Source organism: Burkholderia sp. Tr-862 (genome assembly GCF_011753085.1).
Classification (GTDB): domain Bacteria; phylum Pseudomonadota; class Gammaproteobacteria; order Burkholderiales; family Burkholderiaceae; genus Burkholderia; species Burkholderia ambifaria.
The window spans coordinates 1-18,113 of sequence record NZ_VWWG01000129.1 but is presented as its reverse complement, the minus strand read 5'-3'; the positions used below and the strand labels follow the sequence as shown (position 1 = coordinate 18,113).

The 18,113-nt window shown below is 69.4% G+C and carries 19 protein-coding genes, 1 pseudogene and 1 riboswitch; of the genes and pseudogenes, 6 read left to right on the top strand and 14 right to left on the bottom strand.

Features of this window, described 5'->3' with window-relative positions; translation table 11 throughout:
* The 8 genes and pseudogenes from F3J14_RS26055 to F3J14_RS26020 all read right to left on the bottom strand — a co-directional run.
* Nucleotides 1-563, bottom strand: a pseudogene (locus F3J14_RS26055) (apolipoprotein N-acyltransferase); the annotation flags it as partial.
* Between the two features lie 52 nt (nt 564-615).
* Nucleotides 616-1,503 (bottom strand): transporter associated domain-containing protein, encoded by an 888-nt coding sequence (locus F3J14_RS26050; protein ID WP_006755523.1) that lies wholly within the window; start codon nt 1,501-1,503, stop codon nt 616-618.
* Nucleotides 1,504-1,803: 300 nt separating this feature from the next.
* On the bottom strand, nt 1,804-1,953 hold the full coding sequence (locus F3J14_RS26045) for a hypothetical protein (protein WP_166725418.1): 150 nt from the start codon (nt 1,951-1,953) through the stop codon (nt 1,804-1,806).
* 68 nt (nt 1,954-2,021) lie between these two features.
* Entirely contained in the window at nt 2,022-2,654 is a 633-nt protein-coding gene (locus tag F3J14_RS26040; RefSeq protein WP_166725417.1) for a gamma-glutamylcyclotransferase, read from the bottom strand.
* 14 nt (nt 2,655-2,668) lie between these two features.
* Nucleotides 2,669-3,454: an rRNA maturation RNase YbeY gene (gene ybeY / locus F3J14_RS26035; RefSeq protein ID WP_166725416.1), complete on the bottom strand. Its 786-nt coding sequence runs from the start codon at nt 3,452-3,454 to the stop codon at nt 2,669-2,671.
* Nucleotides 3,455-3,606: 152 nt separating this feature from the next.
* Nucleotides 3,607-4,653: a PhoH family protein gene (locus F3J14_RS26030; protein WP_166725415.1), complete on the bottom strand. Its 1,047-nt coding sequence runs from the start codon at nt 4,651-4,653 to the stop codon at nt 3,607-3,609.
* A gap of 33 nt (nt 4,654-4,686) precedes the next feature.
* Entirely contained in the window at nt 4,687-6,060 is a 1,374-nt protein-coding gene (gene miaB / locus F3J14_RS26025; RefSeq protein WP_011657871.1) for a tRNA (N6-isopentenyl adenosine(37)-C2)-methylthiotransferase MiaB, read from the bottom strand.
* A 272-nt stretch (nt 6,061-6,332) separates the two neighbouring features.
* Nucleotides 6,333-7,265 carry a LysR family transcriptional regulator gene (locus tag F3J14_RS26020; RefSeq protein ID WP_011657870.1) on the bottom strand — a complete coding sequence of 311 codons (933 nt, stop codon included), beginning with the start codon at nt 7,263-7,265 and terminating at the stop codon, nt 6,333-6,335.
* 146 nt (nt 7,266-7,411) lie between these two features.
* On the opposite strand from F3J14_RS26020, the gene F3J14_RS26015 reads away from it, so the two are divergent.
* From F3J14_RS26015 to ribB, 3 genes are all read left to right on the top strand, one after another.
* On the top strand, nt 7,412-8,587 hold the full coding sequence (locus tag F3J14_RS26015; protein ID WP_166725414.1) for an MFS transporter: 1,176 nt from the start codon (nt 7,412-7,414) through the stop codon (nt 8,585-8,587).
* Between the two features lie 200 nt (nt 8,588-8,787).
* Nucleotides 8,788-9,471 carry an XRE family transcriptional regulator gene (locus F3J14_RS26010; protein WP_166725413.1) on the top strand — a complete coding sequence of 228 codons (684 nt, stop codon included), beginning with the start codon at nt 8,788-8,790 and terminating at the stop codon, nt 9,469-9,471.
* Between the two features lie 208 nt (nt 9,472-9,679).
* Nucleotides 9,680-9,828, top strand: a riboswitch (FMN riboswitch).
* 118 nt (nt 9,829-9,946) lie between these two features.
* Nucleotides 9,947-10,657, top strand: a complete 711-nt coding sequence (gene ribB / locus F3J14_RS26005; RefSeq protein WP_166725412.1) for a 3,4-dihydroxy-2-butanone-4-phosphate synthase — start codon at nt 9,947-9,949, stop codon at nt 10,655-10,657.
* 90 nt (nt 10,658-10,747) lie between these two features.
* Here the strand turns inward: ribB and F3J14_RS26000 are convergent, their stop codons facing one another.
* From F3J14_RS26000 to F3J14_RS25975, 6 genes are all read right to left on the bottom strand, one after another.
* Nucleotides 10,748-11,434, bottom strand: coding sequence for an HAD family hydrolase (locus tag F3J14_RS26000; RefSeq protein WP_166725411.1), 687 nt, complete (start codon nt 11,432-11,434; stop codon nt 10,748-10,750).
* A gap of 178 nt (nt 11,435-11,612) precedes the next feature.
* On the bottom strand, nt 11,613-12,599 hold the full coding sequence (gene iolG, locus F3J14_RS25995; RefSeq protein ID WP_166725410.1) for an inositol 2-dehydrogenase: 987 nt from the start codon (nt 12,597-12,599) through the stop codon (nt 11,613-11,615).
* Between the two features lie 44 nt (nt 12,600-12,643).
* Nucleotides 12,644-12,823, bottom strand: a complete 180-nt coding sequence (locus F3J14_RS25990) for a hypothetical protein (protein WP_166725409.1) — start codon at nt 12,821-12,823, stop codon at nt 12,644-12,646.
* Nucleotides 12,824-12,861: 38 nt separating this feature from the next.
* On the bottom strand, nt 12,862-13,692 hold the full coding sequence (locus tag F3J14_RS25985; protein ID WP_166725408.1) for a TIM barrel protein: 831 nt from the start codon (nt 13,690-13,692) through the stop codon (nt 12,862-12,864).
* A gap of 35 nt (nt 13,693-13,727) precedes the next feature.
* On the bottom strand, nt 13,728-14,762 hold the full coding sequence (locus F3J14_RS25980; protein ID WP_166725407.1) for a xylose isomerase: 1,035 nt from the start codon (nt 14,760-14,762) through the stop codon (nt 13,728-13,730).
* A 142-nt stretch (nt 14,763-14,904) separates the two neighbouring features.
* Nucleotides 14,905-15,969 (bottom strand): LacI family DNA-binding transcriptional regulator, encoded by a 1,065-nt coding sequence (locus F3J14_RS25975; protein WP_105834568.1) that lies wholly within the window; start codon nt 15,967-15,969, stop codon nt 14,905-14,907.
* Between the two features lie 121 nt (nt 15,970-16,090).
* On the opposite strand from F3J14_RS25975, the gene F3J14_RS25970 reads away from it, so the two are divergent.
* The 3 genes from F3J14_RS25970 to F3J14_RS25960 all read left to right on the top strand — a co-directional run.
* A complete protein-coding gene (locus tag F3J14_RS25970; protein ID WP_166725406.1) occupies nt 16,091-17,227 on the top strand; it encodes a fatty acid desaturase family protein in 1,137 nt (378 codons plus the stop codon).
* Nucleotides 17,228-17,263: 36 nt separating this feature from the next.
* The gene (locus F3J14_RS25965) at nt 17,264-17,572 is read left to right on the top strand and encodes a non-heme iron oxygenase ferredoxin subunit (protein ID WP_011657860.1); all 309 of its coding nucleotides are present in this window, start codon (nt 17,264-17,266) and stop codon (nt 17,570-17,572) included.
* A gap of 4 nt (nt 17,573-17,576) precedes the next feature.
* A partial coding sequence (locus tag F3J14_RS25960; RefSeq protein WP_166725405.1) for an FAD-dependent oxidoreductase occupies nt 17,577-18,113 on the top strand: 537 nt, incomplete at its 3' end.

The following is an 18,113-nucleotide window of genomic DNA, read 5'->3' as shown; positions in this document are numbered from 1 at the left end:
GCGAACGGGCCGTCGACCTGCGGATAGCCGCTCGCGAGCCACGGAAAGCCGGTCAACACGGTGCCGCGCAGCCATTCGCCGAGCGCCCATGCGCTCGCGAACGCGAACGCGCCGTGCCAGGTCGGCGAGAACGGCCGCGGGTCGGCTTCGCGGCGATGCCACGCATGGCCCGCGCAGAACGACCACAGCCCGGCCGAGAACGCCGGGTACAGCGACAGGTACAGCGAGAACAGCACCAGCGCGCCGCCCGCGAGCGGCGCGGCCATCTCGCCGTACACGTGCATGCTGATGTAGAGCCACCAGATGCCGGTGATGAAGTTGCCGAAGCCGAACGCGCCGCCCGTGAGCGCGGCGCCGCGCCAGCTCGACGTGCGCGTCAGCTGCGCGAAAAACCAGACGAATACGACGAGCTGCAACCAGCCGCCATGCGGGGTCGGTGCGAAGCCGAGCGTATTGGCCGCGCCGGCGAGCAGCGCGGCCGGATAGTGCCAGCGCGGCAGCGCGCGGCCGGGCGCCGGCGCGAGAAGGCCGCCAGCCGGGCGGGACGGGATCGGATCGTCCATGTGAAGCGAAAGGGGGCGAGCGGTTGAAGGAGACGCGGCCGGCGCGAGACGGTCAGTCTTCGTGCGAGGTTTCGGCGCGGCGGCTCGCGTGCGGGTTGCGGCGCACCAGCAGCACGTGGACCTGGCGCGCATCGCCGCGCTGGATCTCGAACACGAGGTTGCCGAGCTGCAGCTTCTCGCCGCGGTGCGGCACGCGGCCGAAATGATGGGTGATCAGCCCGCCGATCGTGTCGACCTCGTCGTCGGGGAAGTCGGTGCCGAACGATTCGTTGAACTGTTCGATCTCGGTGAGCGCGCGCACGCGGTAGCGGCCATCCGGCCCCGAGATGATGTTGCCGGCCTCTTCGTCGAAGTCGTATTCGTCCTCGATGTCGCCGACGATCTGTTCGAGCACGTCCTCGATCGTGATCAGGCCCGCGACGCCGCCGTATTCGTCGACGACGATCGCGAGGTGGTTGCGGTTCACGCGGAAGTCGTGCAGCAGCACGTTCAGGCGCTTCGATTCGGGAATGAACACGGCGGGGCGCAGCATCCCGCGCACGTCGAATTCCTCTTCGGCATAGAAGCGCAGCAGGTCTTTCGCGAGCAGCACGCCGATCACGTTGTCGCGGTTCTCCTCGAACACGGGGTAGCGCGAGTGCGCTTTCTCGAGGACGAACGGGATGAAGTCTTCAGGCTTGTCGGCGATGTTGATCGCATCCATCTGCGCGCGCGGCACCATGATGTCGCGGGCGCACAGGTCGGACACCTGGAACACGCCTTCGATCATCGACAGCGAATCGGCGTCGATCAGATTGCGTTCGTGGGCGTCCTGGAGGATTTCCAGCAGCTCGGTCCGGGATTCCGGCTCGGGCGAGATGAAGTCGGTCAGGCGCTCGAGCAGCGAGCGCTTTTCTTGCGGTTTGTCGGTGAGCTTACGACTGGGATACGAATCGTTCATGGTGGTGCGCCCGGGTCATGCCGGGGCGCGCGGTCACGGAGTAGGCAAGGATACACCAAGGGCATGGCGCGGCCGTGTCACCCCGGCCGTCCGGCCGGGAGCAGGCGGCGCGCGCAAGCCCCGCTCGGGAACGGCCGCGCCGGGCGCCGCCGTCCTTCGTATCCATCCTATCTCAGAACGAGGCGGCGGGGCAGCGGCGGCAAAAAAGCGGGGCGCAACGGCGACCGGCCGGTCGGTCGATGCCGGCGGCATTTCGTCGCGGGCCGGGCAGGCCGGGGCGGCGCGCGCAGGCTCGGAAATTCAGAAGCGCATGCCGGCCGAACAGCCGCCGCCCGCCGCGCCGTTGGTCGCGGCGCCGCCGCAGCCCAGGATGCCGCAGCCGGACAGCGCGACACTCGCGGCGACGAGCAGCGCGGCCAGCGCGCCGCGCGATCTACGTGACGGTTTCATGGGCGCGGGGCCTCCCGCGGGGCCTCCTTCCGCATGCATGGGCGTGGCGCGAGCCGGCCTGTCGAACGTCACCGGCATCGCGCGAGCAGCCCTTCCAGCGCGCGATCGGGGATGCCGCTCGCGCGCAGCGCCTCCACGGTGCGGCTCACGTAGTCGAGCGTCGTGCCGTAGCGGCCGGCCGCGCAGCCGAACACCTCCTTCACGACGGGGTCGGTCAGCTTGCCCGTGTAGGTCGGCGCGTCACGGCGCATCACGAAGGCCAGCGCGGTCACGCGTTCGCCGGTCTCGAGCGAGCACGGCAGCCACGCGGGCCGGTACGAGCCCATCGGCATCTCGCGTTTCCACAACGTCTCGAGATGCGGCTGCGCGGTCGGGCCCGCGAGCCGAAATGCGATGCCCGAGCACGAGCCGCCGCGATCGAGCGCGAGCACGAGGCCCGGACGTTCGGGCGTGCCGCGGTTCACGCGCGACCACAGGTAGAGCCCGCGATGGTAGCCGTGTACCTTGCCGCGCACGGCGGCGACGGTCGGCAGCCCGGGGTTCCAGATCAGCGAGCCATAGCCGAACAGCCAGAGATCCTGCTGGCCGTCCCAGTCGCGCATCGTGTGCGCGAGCGACGCCGCGAGCTCGTCTTGCGTCAGCAGCCGTCCCTCGCCGATCGACGGCGGGTAGACAGGCGGCAGCATTGCGGCGTGGCGCATGGCGCGGACGGCTCTTACTGGTACGGGTTCGGGAAGCCCAGCTTCGCGAGGATGGCGACTTCGAGCGCTTCCATTTCGGCGGCGTCTTCTTCGCTCGTCTCGTGATCGTAGCCCTGCGCGTGCAGCGCGCCGTGCACCAGCAGGTGCGCGTAGTGGGCCGCGAGCGGCTTGCCCTGTTCGTGCGCTTCCTTCTCGACGACCGGGCAGCACAGCACGAGGTCGCCGATCACGGTGCCGTCGGGCGCCGGATCGTACGCGAAGGTCAGCACGTTGGTCGGGTAGTCCTTGTGGCGGTAGCCGTCGTTCAGCGTGCGGCCTTCTTCCTCGCCGACGAAGCGCACGGTGAGCTGCGCGCTCGCAAACAGCGCCGGCTCGATCCATTCGGCGATCAGCTTGCGCTTGGGGCAAGCCTTGCGGACGTCGCCGGTGATTTCGTCGCCGTACTGCACGGACAGGTCGAGCTCGAGCTCGCGCGGCTCGTCCGCCATTTCCGCGATTTCCTCATCGCGCGGCGCGGGCTCGGCGCCCACGTGCAGGGTCACGCTGTCGTAATGCTCGGGCTGCAGTGCGAGCTTCGCGCGCATCGCCGGATCGTTGTGCTGCGCGACGATCGCGACGGCTGCGTCGCCCGAGCTGCCCGACAGGTCGAACATCAGGCTGCGGCCGTCCGGGAAGTCGATTCGCAGCCCTTGCGCGTCGACGGTTCTGGCCTTGCCCTTCGCATCGAACAGCGAAAGACGGGGGGAATCGGGCGCGGCGGACTGGTCGCGCCCGGACTTGCGAGAACGGGAAGATTTCATGACGGGTGCGGCGATTGGAACGCGTTGAGGATACACCAAACGGCCGATCGCTCCCGAATTCGGACCGGCCGCCCGCAGGCGAAAAAAAGCCCGGCGCGCCGTCGGGCGGGCCGGGCCGTGGGCCGGTGCGGCGCGCGGGCGCCGCCCGTGCGTCACGCGTCCTTGTGCTGCGCGTGGAAGTCGTCGTACGCCTCGACGATGCGTGCGACGAGCGGATGACGCACGACGTCCACGCTCGTGAAGCGCGTGAGCGCGATGCCGCGCACGCCGCCGAGCACTTGCTGCGCCTCGACGAGGCCGCTCTTGTGCCCGCGCGGCAGGTCGACCTGGCTCGTGTCGCCGGTGACGACGGCCTTCGAGCCGAAGCCGATCCGCGTGAGGAACATCTTCATCTGCTCGGGCGTCGTGTTCTGCGCCTCGTCGAGGATGATGAACGCGTGGTTCAGCGTGCGGCCGCGCATGTACGCGAGCGGTGCGATCTCGATCATCTGGCGCTCGAACATCTTCGCCGTCTTGTCGAAGCCGAGCAGGTCGTACAGCGCGTCGTACAGCGGCCGCAGGTACGGGTCGACCTTCTGCGCGAGATCGCCCGGCAGGAAGCCGAGCCGCTCGCCGGCCTCGACGGCCGGGCGCGTCAGCACGATCCGCTTGACCTGGTCGCGCTCGAGCGCGTCGACCGCGCACGCAACCGCGAGGTAGGTCTTGCCGGTGCCGGCCGGCCCGATGCCGAACGTCACGTCGTGCGACAGGATCTGCTTCAGGTACTCGCGCTGCGCGGGCGTGCGGCCGCGCAGGTCGGCGCGCCGCGTGTACAGCTTCGGCCCAGGTTCCTCCTCGGGCCCCGCGTCGTCGAGCTGTATGGCCGGTTCGTCGAACGGATGGTCCGGGTCGCCGCGAAAGCGCACGTCGAGCGTGTCCTGGCGGCCGTTGCCGGTGGTGTGACGCACTTCGACCAGCGCGAGCTGGATATCGTCGACCGACAGCGGATCGCGCGAGCGGTTGTAGAAGTTCTCGAGCGCCGCGAGCGCGAGCTTCGCGCCGCGCCCGCGGATCGTGATCCGGTGGCCGCGCCGCGCGAGCGTGACGTCGAGCGCCTGTTCGATCTGCCGCAGGTTCTCGTCGAGCGGGCCGCAGAGGTTGGCGAGGCGCGCGTTGTCTTCGCGCGGCGCGGTGAATTCCAGTGCTTGGACGGTCTTCAAAGTAGCGTCGGGCTCCTGTTGAGCGTCAGTCGGTCAGTGGGTGGCCGCGCTCGCGTCGTCGCTCACGAGCAGAAGCTCGCCGCGCAGCGAATGCGGGTACGCATGATTGATCTTCACGTCGATCATCTGGCCGATCAGGCGCGGGTGCGACGCGAGCGGCGCCGGGAAATTCACGACCCGGTTGTTCTCGGTGCGGCCCGACAGTTCGTTCGGATCCTTGCGCGACGGGCCCTCGACGAGGATCCGCTCGACCTTCCCGACCATCGACCGGCTGATGCGCGCGACGTTTTCCTCGATGGTCGCCTGCAGATGTTGCAGGCGTTTGAGCTTGACCTCGCGCGGCGTGTCGTCGTGCAGGTTCGCGGCCGGCGTGCCGGGGCGCGGGCTGTAGATGAACGAGAAGCTGGTGTCGTAGCTCATCTCGTGCACGAGCGCCATCATCTTGTCGAAATCCTCCTCGGTCTCGCCGGGGAAGCCGACGATCATGTCGGTCGACAGCGACAGGTCCGGGCGGATCGCGCGCAGCTTGCGGATCACCGACTTGTATTCGAGCACCGTGTAGCCGCGCTTCATCGCCATCAGGATGCGGTCGGAGCCGTGCTGGACCGGCAGGTGCAGGTGGCTCACGAGCTTCGGCACCTTCGCGTAGGTGTCGATCAGGCGCTGCGTGAATTCCTTCGGGTGCGACGTCGTGTAGCGGATGCGCTCGATGCCGGGGATGTCGGCGACGTATTCGATCAGCGTCGCGAAATCGGCGATTTCCGTCGAGCCGGCCGTCAGCGCGCCGCGGTACGCGTTCACGTTCTGGCCGAGCAGCGTGACTTCGCGCACGCCCTGGTCGGCGAGGCCGGCCACTTCGGTCAGCACGTCGTCGAGCGGGCGCGACACTTCGTCGCCGCGCGTGTACGGCACGACGCAGTAGCTGCAGTACTTCGAACAGCCTTCCATGATCGACACGAACGCGCTCGGCCCCTCGACGCGCGCGGGCGGCAGGTGGTCGAACTTCTCGATCTCGGGGAACGAGATATCGACCTGCGCACGGCCGCTCGCGCGGCGCTGGTCGATCATCTGCGGCAGGCGGTGCAGCGTCTGCGGGCCGAACACGAGGTCGACGTACGGTGCGCGCGACACGATCGACGCGCCTTCCTGACTGGCGACGCAGCCGCCGACGCCGATCAGCAGGCCCGGCTTCGCTTCCTTCAGCTCGCGCACGCGGCCGAGGTCGGAGAACACCTTTTCCTGCGCCTTCTCACGCACCGAGCACGTGTTGAACAGGATGATGTCCGCGTCTTCCGGGGTATCGGTCTTTTCGAGGCCTTCGGCCGCATTGAGCACGTCCACCATCTTGTCCGAGTCGTACTCGTTCATCTGGCAGCCGAAGGTCTTTACGTAAACTTTTTTCGTCATGGGGATTCGCCGTTCGCAGTGGTTGACCTGGGGGCGTCGTCAAGGGTGTATCGGGACGGCTGCAGACGGTGCAGCGGCTCGTGCCGGCGCCGCGTGGCGGACCGGGGCGCGCGGTGCGCGTCGAGCGAGCCTGAACTCGTGAAAAGCCGTCGGGCAAGCCTTCCATTATAGCTTTACACGCCGTCCCGGGCGGGTGGCGGGTTGCAGCCGCGCGACGCCATTCGTCGCGCTCCGACCCTGATATGGCGGCGCGGCGAGCGTCGGTGTCAGCGTCAGCGGCACGCGTTGAGCAGGTCGTCGAGCGCCGCTTCCTCGCGCGCGAAGCGTTCGGCGAGGAAGTCGAGCAGCACGCGCACGCGCGGCGCCATGTAGCGCTTGCTGTGATAGATCGCGTGCAGCGGCGCGTCCTGATGCCGCCAGTCGGGCAGCAGCACGCGCAGCCGGCCGGCGCGCACGTCGTCGGCGATGTCCCACAGCGACTTCAGCGCGATGCCGTGCCCGCGCAGCGTCCATTCGCGGGTGAGTCCGCCGTCGTTGGTCTCGAATGCGGTCGACACCGGCACCGTGTGAGTCTGTACTTCGTCGCCGCGCGTGAAGCGCCACGTGTTCATCGGCCCCGACGCGATCGTGATCACGTTGCAGGGAAAGCGGGCCAGATCGTGCGGATCGGCCGGCACGCCGTGGCGCGCGACGAACGACGGCGCCGCGCACAGCACGCGCCGGTTCGCGGCGAGCCGGCGCGCAATCAACGCGCCGTCGGGCGGCGCGGCGAAGCGGATCGCGAGGTCGATTTCGTCCTGCCACAGGTTCGACGCCGAATCGGACGCCGTCAGCGAGAACGTGACGCCCGGATGCAGCGTGGTGAATTCGTCGAGCCAGTCGAGCAGCTGGTTGCGGCCGAAATCGGACGTCGACGACAGCCGCACCTTGCCGGCCACCACGTTGCGGCCTTCCTGCAGCAGCGCGTGCGCGTCGTCGAGCGCCTGCAGCGCCTGCCGGCAGCAGTTCAGGTAGAGCCGGCCTTCGTCGGTGAGCCGCAGCTGTCTGGTGGAGCGCTCGAACAGCCGCGTCGCCACCTTTGCCTCGAGCTTCGCGAGGCGCGCGCTCGCGGCGGCCGGCGTGAGGTTCAGCTTGCGCCCGGCCGCGGACAGGCTGCCCAGTTCCGCCGCCTCGACGAACAGCCGGATGTCGCCCAGTCGATCCATTGGATTTTCCAGAATCTTTTGAAAATGGTTCAAATGCCACGCCAATTATCAAAGATAGGCGTATTCGGGACAATGCGCGCACATCCCGCTTTTTGTGCGGTGCGGCACCGACCGGGCGCCGCGTCCGCCGCCTTCCGGAGAACGTCATGCCCATCCCGTTACTGGCGCTCGCGATCAGCGCCTTCGCCATCGGCACCACCGAATTCATCATCATGGGGCTCCTGCCCGAAGTCGCGCACGACCTCGCCGTGTCGCTGCCGTCGGCGGGCCTGCTCGTCACGGGCTACGCGCTCGGCGTCGCGGTCGGTGCGCCGCTGCTCGCGGTGCTGACGAGCCGCATGCCGCGCAAGGCCGCATTGCTGCTGCTGATGGCGATCTTCATCGTCGGCAACGTGCTGTGCGCGACCGCGTCCGGCTACGCGATGCTGATGGTCGCGCGCGTCGTCACGTCGTTCGCGCACGGCTCGTTTTTCGGGATCGGCGCGGTGGTCGCCGCGTCGCTCGTGCCGGCCGACAAGCGCGCGAGCGCGATCGCGCTGATGTTCACGGGCCTCACGCTGTCGAACGTGCTCGGCGTGCCGTTCGGCACGTTCGTCGGCCAGCTGCTCGGCTGGCGCGCGTCGTTCTGGATCGTCGCCGCGCTCGGCGTGCTGTCGCTCGGCGGCGTCGCGCTGCTGGTGCCGAACCGTCATGACGGCGGCCCCGTCGGCCTTGGCCACGAAGTGCGCGTGCTGAAGGAGCCGCAGGTCTGGCTCGCCCTGCTGATGACCGTGCTCGGCTTCGGCGGCGTGTTCGTCGTGTTCACGTACATCGCGCCGATCCTCGAAACCGTCACCGGCTATTCGCCGCGGGCAGTCGCGCTGATCCTCGTGCTGTTCGGCGCCGGGCTGACGGTCGGCAACACGCTCGGCGGCAAGCTTGCCGACCGCGCGCTGATGCCGTCGCTGATCGCGATCCTGGTCGCGCTGATGGCCGTGATGGCCGTGTTCGCGAAGACGAGCCACCTGCCGGTCGCGGCCGCGGCGACGGTGTTCGTGTGGGGGATCGCCGCGTTCGCGACGGTGCCGCCGCTGCAGGCGCGCGTCGTCGAGAAGGCAGCGAGCGCGCCGCATCTGGCGTCGACGCTGAACATCGGCGCATTCAACGTCGGCAATGCGGGCGGTGCGTGGCTCGGCGGACTGGCGCTGCAGCACGGCTTCGCGCTCGATGCGTTGCCGTGGGTCGCCGTTGCGGTGACGTTCGCGGCGCTCGTCGTCACGTGGTTCGCGATGCGGCTCGATGCGCGCGCGCCGGCGCGCGGCGCGGCGCCGGCCGCGCATTGAGCGGCGCTGCGCCGACGCCATCGCGACGGGAAAACGTTCGCGAGGAACGCATTCCTCCGCGATGCTGATAACGGTGTGAAGATAACTTCGTTTGCCGGGGCAGGGCCGGGTGATAGCGTCTCGATACGCGCCGTTCGTGGCGCAACCCGATTCCGGCTCACCCCATTCGCAGGGCCGCACGGCGGCCCGGAGGCCATGCTATGTCTTCATCCCTGGCGCTGGTGCGCGACGTGTCTTCCTTCGAGTCCGGCGAGGCCGCCGGCGCGCGGACGTCCGCGTCGCTCGACGTCCTCGAGCAGGTCGTCGGCGTGAACCTCGCGCGCTTGCGCGCCGAGCGGCAGCTGTCGCTCGATGCGCTTGCACGTCTGTCCGGCGTATCGCGCGCGATGCTCGCGCAGATCGAATCCGCACGCAGCGTGCCGTCGATCAAGGTGCTCTGCAAGATCGCCGCGGCGCTGAAGGTGTCGGTCGCTGCCTTCCTGCGCCGCCACGCCGTGAACGGCTTCGAGCACCTGGCGGCGGAGCGCGCGGCGCGCGTCGTCAGCTCGAGCGGCCGTTTCTCGGCGCGTGCGCTGTATCCGGAGGGCGAACCGGCCGCGGCCGAATTCCACGAGCTGCGGATTGCGCCGCTGCACACGGAGCCCGGCACGCGCCGCGCGCCCGGCACGACGGTCAACCTGGTCGTCAGCGAGGGCACGCTCGAAGTCAGCGTGCACGATCGCCGCCAGTTGCTCGCGACCGGCGACGCAATCGTGTTCGACGCCGACCAGCCGTACAGCCTGCGCAATCCGGGCGACAGCGAGGCGCGCGCGTTCCGCGTGACGGTGAGCCCCGAAGTGCCGCCGCGCTGGCTCGTGCCCGACGCCGCGCACGCGGCTGGTTGAGCGCGTGCGGCTGCCGGTCCGGTGTCGGGCCGGCGCCGATGCCGTTCGGGACGGCCGCGCCGGCCTGGCGTCGGCTTGATATCGGCCGTTCGGACGATGCCGTTAGACGGAGTCGTCAGTAAGGTTTTAGGTGTGGTTCGCTGCGCGGCGCGCGCAGCTGATGTATGCTTGGCCCGCCGGTTCCGGGGCAACTCCCGGCCGGTAATCAGTGCGTCTTCAGGGCGGGGCGAAATTCCCCACCGGCGGTAGGCTGGCGAAAGCCGGCGAGCCCGCGAGCGCCCGCGCAACCGCGCGGGGTCAGCAGATCTGGTCGAATGCCAGAGCCGACGGTCATAGTCCGGATGAGAGAAGATGTGCAGATAGTCATGTCCGTCAGGGCCGCTTCGCCGTGCGTGCGAAGCGGGTTGTCGTTCTGTCTGTTTGCAATGCCCTGAAACGTTTTTCGCCCCAATCGAAATTGCGAGGAGCGTTTCACATGTCCTTCACGTCCGTTTCGTCGGCACCCGCCGACGCCTTTGCCGATCTCCCGTTGCTCGATTCCGAACCGGTGCCGCCGCGCATCGCCGCCGCGCTCGACGCGTTGCGCGCGGGCCGCGCGGTCGTGTTGCAGGACGATCACGACCGGGAAAACGAGGCCGACCTGATCGTCGCCGCCGAGCGCATCACCCCCGAGACGATGGCGCTCCTGATCCGCGAGTGCAGCGGCATCGTGTGCCTGTGCCTGACCGACGACAAGGTCCGCGCGCTCGAGCTGCCGCCGATGGTGCAGACCAACGAAAGCCGCAACGGCACCGCGTTCACCGTATCGATCGAGGCACGCGAAGGCGTGCACACCGGCGTGTCCGCGGCCGACCGCGTGACGACGATTCGCGCGGCGATCGCCGACGACGCGAAGCCGTACGACATCGTGCGCCCCGGCCATGTGTTTCCGTTGCGTGCGCAACCGGGCGGCGTGCTGGCGCGCCGCGGCCACACCGAAGGGACGGTCGACCTGTCGATCCTCGCGGGTTTGAAGCCGGCCGGCGTGCTGTGCGAGCTGATGAATCCGGACGGCACGATGACGCGCGGCGATGACGTCGAGCGTTTCGCGCAGCAGCACGGGCTGCCGATGCTGACGATCGCGGAGCTGGTCGAATTCCGCGAGGCGCTGGCGGCCGCGCGCGAGCGCTGCTGCGAACCGGCCTGACAGCCGGTGTGGCGGGCGCGCCGATGCGCCCGCGGTACGGCGTGCGCATCGAGCCGCACGCCGGTTCTGTCGCTCCGGCGCGGCCGCTCGTCAGGACTGCACGTCGCCGAATTCGCCGCGCAGGCCGGCCGCGACGAGCGCCGGCAGTTCATCCATCCTGCGCATGATCCGCGTGATGCCCATCGCGCGCAGCGCGTCCGCGTAGTTGTCGGGGATGTGGCTCGCGCCGACGAACGCGATCGTCTTCATGCCCGCCGCGCGCGCGGCGTTCAGGCCCGACACGCTGTCCTCGACGACGATGCAGCGCTCCGGTGCGACGCCGAGCGTCTGCGCCGCGTGCAGGTACACGTCGGGGTAGGGCTTCGGCCGCGCGACCTGCTCGGAGCTGAACACGCGATCGCCGAAGATTTCGGTGAGCGACGCGCGCTTCAGCGAGCTGCGCACGCGCACGAGCCGGCTGTTCGATACCACCGCGGCCGGCAGGCTGACCTTCAGCAGCGCGTCGCGCACGCCGGTGATCGGCGCGAGCGATTGCGCGAGACCGGTCTCGATGTTGCGCTCGATGGTCTCGATGAAGTCGTCCGGCATCCGGATCCCGAAATGCGCTTCGAGCCCGGCGAGAAAGCGCGACGTCTGCTGGCCGAACGCGGACTTCGCGGCGTCTTCGAAATCGAGGTGGGGGAAGGTGGCGGACAGCGTTTCGAACAGCACGCGGTCGGCAATGACTTCGCTGTCGACGAGCACGCCGTCGCAGTCGCAGATAAGGTGATCGAGCATGGTGGTGAAAAGGCGGGTGTCGGCGACGCCGATCATGCCGCCATGATACGTGCTTTCGCGGCCGTGCCGCGCACCGTTCGGCGAGCCGCTTGCGCGGCCGGGCCGATCCGGCGTACCGGATCCGGCCCGGTATCGCCGCACGGCGGCGGTGCGCCGGCGCCGTGCGACAGCGCGCGCGTCACACCTCGATCACGCGCCCCGTCTGCCACGACGTCATCGCGGCCTCCGCCAGCTCGAGCGCGGCGAGCCCGTCGTCGATCGTTGTCCTGACCGGCGTGCCGTCGCGCAGCGCATCGACGAAGTGCGCGATCTCGGCCGCGTAGGCGTGCCGGTAGCGCTCGAGGAAGAACGGCTCCGGCACGTCGGTGGCGATGCCGTTCGCCGACCACGCGGTCACTTCCGTCGGTCGCACGTTGCCGGCCTGCAGCATGCCTTTGCTGCCGAGCAGCTCGAAGCGCTGGTCGTAGCCGTACGCCGCGCGGCGCGACGTATTGATCTGGCACAGCAGGCCGCGCCGCGTGCGGATCGTCACGGCGGTCGAATCGAGGTCGCCGGCGTCGCCCACGGCCGGATCGGTCAGGCAGCTGCCGGTCGCATGCAGCGTCTGCGCTTCGTCGCCGAGGATCCAGCGGAACACGTCGAAGTCGTGGATCAGCATGTCCTTGAAGATGCCGCCCGAGCTGCGGATGTAGTCGACGGGCGGCGCGCCGGGGTCGCGGCTCGTGACGACCAGCATTTCCGGCGCGCCGATGTCGCCGCGCTCGACGCGTGCCTTCAGCGCGGCGAAGGTCGGGTCGAAGCGGCGCTGGAAGCCGATCATGCAGGTGACGCCGCGGCGGCGCACGACCTCCGCGCATTCGCGCGAGCGTGCGACGCTCAGGTCGACCGGCTTCTCGCAGAACACGGCCTTGCCCGCGTTCGCCGCCGCGACGATCAGGTCCGCGTGCGTATCGGTGCTCGATGCGATCACGACGGCCTGCACGGACGTGTCGCCGAGCGCGCGTTCGATGTCGGCGACCTGCGCGCCGTGCGCATGCGCGAGCGTGTCGGCCGACGGCGCATGCCGATCGACCACGTACTTGAGTTTCGCGCCCGGGTGGCGCGCCAGATTCGCCGCGTGGATTTTCCCGATTCTTCCCGCACCGAACAAAGCGAATTCGATCATGCCGTTCTCCTGTTGACTCCGTTGGGTTCCGACAGCGCGCGGCGTCAGAACGAATGGTTGATGCCGATGTTCGCGCCGGTCCGCGAACGGCCCGGCAGCGGATTCGCGAGGTTGTCGTTGTTCGCGGCCGAGAAATTCGAGCCGCTCGCGTTGCGCACGTGCGTGACGGTCGTATAGCGCAGCGTGCGCTTCGACAGGCTGTACGCGCCGCCGGGCGCGAACATCGACGCGTGGCCGGACGGATCGCGCGTCGCCGCGACGCTCAGCGAGCCGTGAGCTCGCCGCGGAGGTAATCGATGCTGGCGCGCAGCCGGTCTTCGATGTCATCCGCTTCGGCGATCTCGTTCGCGAACGGTTCGAACGAGAATGCGCCGCGATAGCCGCGCGCGAGCAGCGCGCGCAGCTGCCGGAGGTTGCCGAGCCGGTCGGCCATGCCGACCAGCACGCGATGGCCGTCGCGCATCCGGTCGACCGGCAGGTCGCTTTCCTCGACACCCGAGATGTGCACGAGGCCCGTCAGGTTCGGGAAGAAGATGTCCTCGCCCGACAGGTGATGGTGGAACGTGTCGTGCACGAGCCGGAATACCTGTTCGCCGGCCGCGGCGTAGATGCCTTTCACCGCGTCCGACTTGCGGCGCAGCGCGCATTCCTCGAAGCCCAGCGGCTCGATGAAGCCGAGGAGGCCGCGCGCAGCGAGGATCGGCTTGAGCGCGTTCAACGCCTTCACGAGATCCGCGTGGCGCGCGTCGGCGTCGCGCGTGTCGGCGCGGCTGTTGGTCGGGCACAGCACCAGTGCGCGCGCGCCGCATTGCGCGGCGTAGTCGGCGAGCACGGTCGCTTCGTCCGCGCGCTCGGCATTCCATTGCTCGAAGCGCTGCAGCGCGTTGATCGTCAGGATCGTCACGCCGCCGGCCTCGGCCGTCGCGCGCACGGCCGAGGCCGGCGTGCCGTCGGTGATCTCGACGCCGTCGAGATCGTTGCGGATCTCGATCGAGTCGACGCCGAGCCGCCGGCACAGCGCGACATAGCGGTCGAGCGGCAGGCGCGGCGCGCTCATCCGGTTCAGCGAAAAATGGAATGCTGGTTGCGTCATCGTTCGGTCCTCAGGTCTCGGGTAGGGCGGGCGAATCAGGTGAAGCTGCGCGCGTCGCCGCCGGCCGGCGTGTCCACCGGCTGCGCGGCAAGCGCGTGCCACGTGTCGCGCAGCCACTGCGCGCACGCGACGTTGTTGTCGAAGATCGAATAGCGGGCGCCGCCGCCATAGTCCGGAAACGGGATGAACTCGCAGCTGATTTGCTCGAGCGATGTCGGCCGCGTTTGGACCTGCCACTGCAGCAACTGCCGCAGCGCCGTCTTCCACGTGTCGAGCGGCGCCGCATGCCAGTCGCCGTGATAGGCGCCGGGCGCCGGTTCGACGAACGGGTACTGGATTCCGCGGCCGGGCCGGCCGTCCGCGCGGCGCATCCAGCGGTTCGCCGGATTGTTCGGGATCACGCTGCGCGCATGCGCGTGCCGGACCCAGCCGCGTGCGATCCAGTCGGCGTAGACGGCCGACGGCGACGCCGGGTCGAGCAAGTGGCGCGCGCTGCCGGCCGGCTCGTGCAGGCCCGACGCGTCGAGTTCGCCGCGATTGCCGATCTTGAACAGCAGATGCGAATGGTCGAGCGTGATCCTGAACGGCGCGCCGGCCTGCTCGACGCATTGCGCGACGCGCGCGACGCGCCGGAAATCCTCGCTCCACATGTCGACGTGCACTTCGAGGCTCGGCAGGCAGCCGACCGGCTCGCCGCGTTCGTACGCGCGCAGGTAGAAGGCGGCGACTTCGCGGTCCGACAACGGATGGCCGTCCGCATGGTGCGCGTACAGCTGGCAGTTGAGCACCGTGCTGCCGAACCGCGCGCCGGCGTCGATGATCGCGTCGACGTGCGCTTCGTCGCGGCCGGCGCACCAGATGCCGCCGATCACGCGAATCGGCAGCGCATGCCGGTCGACCAGCGCGAAGTACGGCGCCAGATCCTCGCCGCGCACGGGGTTCTTTTCGACGTAGTCGAACACGCCGGCGCCGGCGATCATCCCGAACCGCTCGGCGGGCGTGGGCAGCGGCAGACCGTCGTGTTCGAGCACGCCGTCGAGGTTCACGCCGATGAGGATCGCTTCAGCCATCGTCTCCCGTCCGTCCTGGTCCGTGGATGGCTGCCAAATGTACGGACATGCCGCGCGCGCCGCATGACAAACGTTGACGAAAAATCGCCAATGCGGCGGTCGATTTTTCGCGCCGCGCCTGCGCGCAACGCGCGACGCGGCGTCAGGTCTGCAGATACGCGCTGGTGCGCACGTTGGCAGAGCAGAACACGCGGAATTCGACCGGGTCGCCCGGCGGCGGCTGGTCGACGATGCCGCACGCATGCAGCACATGCTGCAGCGCGGAGATCGCCTGGCCGTCCGGATCCTGGTCGATCGCGATGTCCATCGAGCCGGCCTCGATGTAGGTGCGGTGCAGGTCGATCATCTCGTGCCCGACCCAGACGACGCGTCCGGCCGCGCCCGCCTTGCGCAGCGCCGCCTCGATGCCGGCCGAGCCGGCGCCGCTGTTGTAGATCCCGACGATATCGTCGTACGTGTGCAGCGCGTTCGTGACCGCGCGGTAGCAGCGGTCGTCCTGGTCGAGCGTTTCGACCGGCGCATCGTCGCAGCCGAGGGCGGCGAACGCCTCCTTCAGCTGGTCGACGCAGCCGGCCATCCGGTCGGCGTGCGCGCGATAGCCCATGCGTCCGCCCAGCAACAGCACGCGGCCGGGGCGCGCCGCGAGGCGGCCGATGTAGTAGCCGGCGGTGCGCCCGGCGCGGTAGTTGTCGATGCCCGCGTAATGCACGCGCGCGCCGCCGCCGATGTCGGTGACCATCGTGACGACGGTTTCGCCGCGCGCGATCGCGCCGGCCAGCGCATCGCGCACGCGCGGCGTGTCGCGTGCCGTGACGATCAGCGCCGCGCGCCGATAGGCGGGCCGCTCGATCAGCGCGGCGGCGCGTTCGTCGTCCGCGGCGGGCAGGATGGTCCGGTGCACGACCACGCGCCGGTCGAGCATCTGCAGCGAGCGCTGCAGCGCCTGCTGCAGCCGCCGGAAGAACGGCGCGTCGGTGTCCGGCAGCAGGACGTCGACGTGGAGCAGCCCGTGCCGCGTGTCCGGCAACTGGCGCGGCACGCCGAGCTGGCGCGCGGCCGCCACCACGCGTTCGCGCGCCTGCGCGGACACGCTGCCGCGCTCGTTCAGCACGCGGTCGACGGTGGTCGTGCTGACGCCGGCGAGTGCCGCGATCTCGTCGAAGCGCGCGGTGCGCTTGCGCCAGCGCGGACCGGACGGGTCGGTCATGGTCGTCTCCATGTTGTTCGTCGCCATCGGTGCGTGGCGCTGTCCGGAACGCTAAAGCGATGGCGAAATTTCGTCAACGTTTCGATTGAGCCGGCCAGGGCCGTCGCCTAATTTTGAATGCATGACGAAGCGCTCGCCGCGCTTCCCGCGAACGAAAAACCAGGAGACACGCGTGGCCCATACGGACGACCAGGCGCACGAGCGCAGCGCGGCGGCGCGCCGTCAGGAATACCGAATGATCGGCGGCGCCGGCGAGCGTGCGCGGGCGGCGGGGCTCGTCAACGCCGAGTGGTACCGGTGCCCGGTGCCGCGGCCGCTGATGAAGCAGCTGATGCAGCGCGACGACGCGCGCGCGATCCGCGACACGCTGATCTGGTACGCAGCGATCGTCGTGAGCGGCGTGCTCGCGTGGCTCGCATGGCGCGCGCATTCCGCGTGGGCGATTCCCGCGTTCTTCGTGTACGGCACGCTGTACTGCAGCCCGGCCGACTCGCGCTGGCACGAGTGCGGGCACGGCACCGCGTTCCGCACGCGCTGGATGAACGACGTGCTGTACCAGGTCGCGTCGTTCCAGGTGTTCCGCCGCGCGACGGTATGGCGCTGGAGCCATGCGCGCCATCACACCGACACGCTCGTCGTCGGGCGCGATCCGGAGATCGCCGCGCCGAAGCCGACCGACTGGCTCGGGCTCGCGCTGAACGTGATTGCGCTCAAGCATGTGGCGAGCGAGCTGCGCAAGATGGTCGTGCTCGCGTTCGCCGGCCGGCTCGACGACGCGGAGCGCACCTACGTGCCCGAATCGGAGTGGCCGAAGGCCGTGCGCGAAGCGCGGATTCATCTGACCGTTTATGCCGTCGTGATCGCCGCGGCGCTGTACTGGCACACGATCCTGCCGCTGCTCTACATCGGGTTGCCGAGCCTCTACGGCGCGTGGCTGTACCTGTACTTCGGTCTCACGCAGCACGCGGGCATGCCCGAGAACGTGCTCGATCACCGGCGCAACTGCCGGACCGTGATGATGAATCCGGTGTTCCGCTTCCTGTACTGGAACATGAACTATCACGTCGAACACCACATGTTCCCGATGGTGCCGTTTCACGCGCTGCCGAAGCTGCACGACGCCGTGAAGGCCGACATGCCGCCGCCGTACCGCAGCACGCTGGCTGCGTATGCGGAGATCGTGCCGGCGCTGGTCCGGCAGACGCGCGACCCGTCCCATTACGTCGTGCGGCCGGTGCCGGACACCGCGCGTGCATGACCGGCATCGAACATTCCAACCAAGGAGACACGCATCATGACGCAATGGATCGACACCGGCGCCCTCGACGATATCGACGACGAGGACGTCGCCCGCTTCGACCACGACGGCCGCACCTATGCGATCTACCGGATCGACGGGAACGTGTATGCGAGCGACGGGCTGTGCACGCACGAGCACGTGCATCTCGCGGACGGGCTGGTGATCGACCACGTGATCGAATGTCCGAAGCACAACGGGCGTTTCGACGTGCGCGACGGCCGCGCGCTGTCGGCGCCGGCCTGCGAAAAACTGCGCACTTACCGCGCGAAGGTCGAGGACGGCCGCATCCTGATCGAGGTGTGACGCGATGGCGAACGACCGGGTGATGGCGATCGTCGGCGCGGGACATGCGGGCGGCCGCGCGGCGCAGGTGCTGCGCGAGGGCGGCTGGCGCGGGCGCATCGTGCTGATCGGCGCGGAGGCGCACCTGCCGTACGAGCGGCCGCCGTTGTCGAAGGGGGTGCTGACCGGCGAGCGCAGCGCGGCGCAATGCGGGCTGCGCGACCCCGATGCGTGGCGCGCGGACGGCATCGAGCCGCTCGTCGCGACGGTCGAGCGGATCGATCCGGTTGCGCGCGAGGTACACGTATCGGGCGGCCGCGGCTTCACCTACGACGCACTGCTGCTCGCGACCGGCGGCCGCGCGCGCCGCCTGGCGATTCCGGGTGCGCAACTCGACGGCGTATTCGCATTGCGCACGCTCGACGATGCAGCGGTGCTCGGCGCGCGGCTCGTGCCCGATGCGCGGATCGTGCTGATCGGCGGCGGCTTCATCGGCCTCGAGGTCGCGGCGTCGGCGCGCGCTCGCGGCGCGCGCGTGAGCGTGCTCGATGCGGCGCCGCGA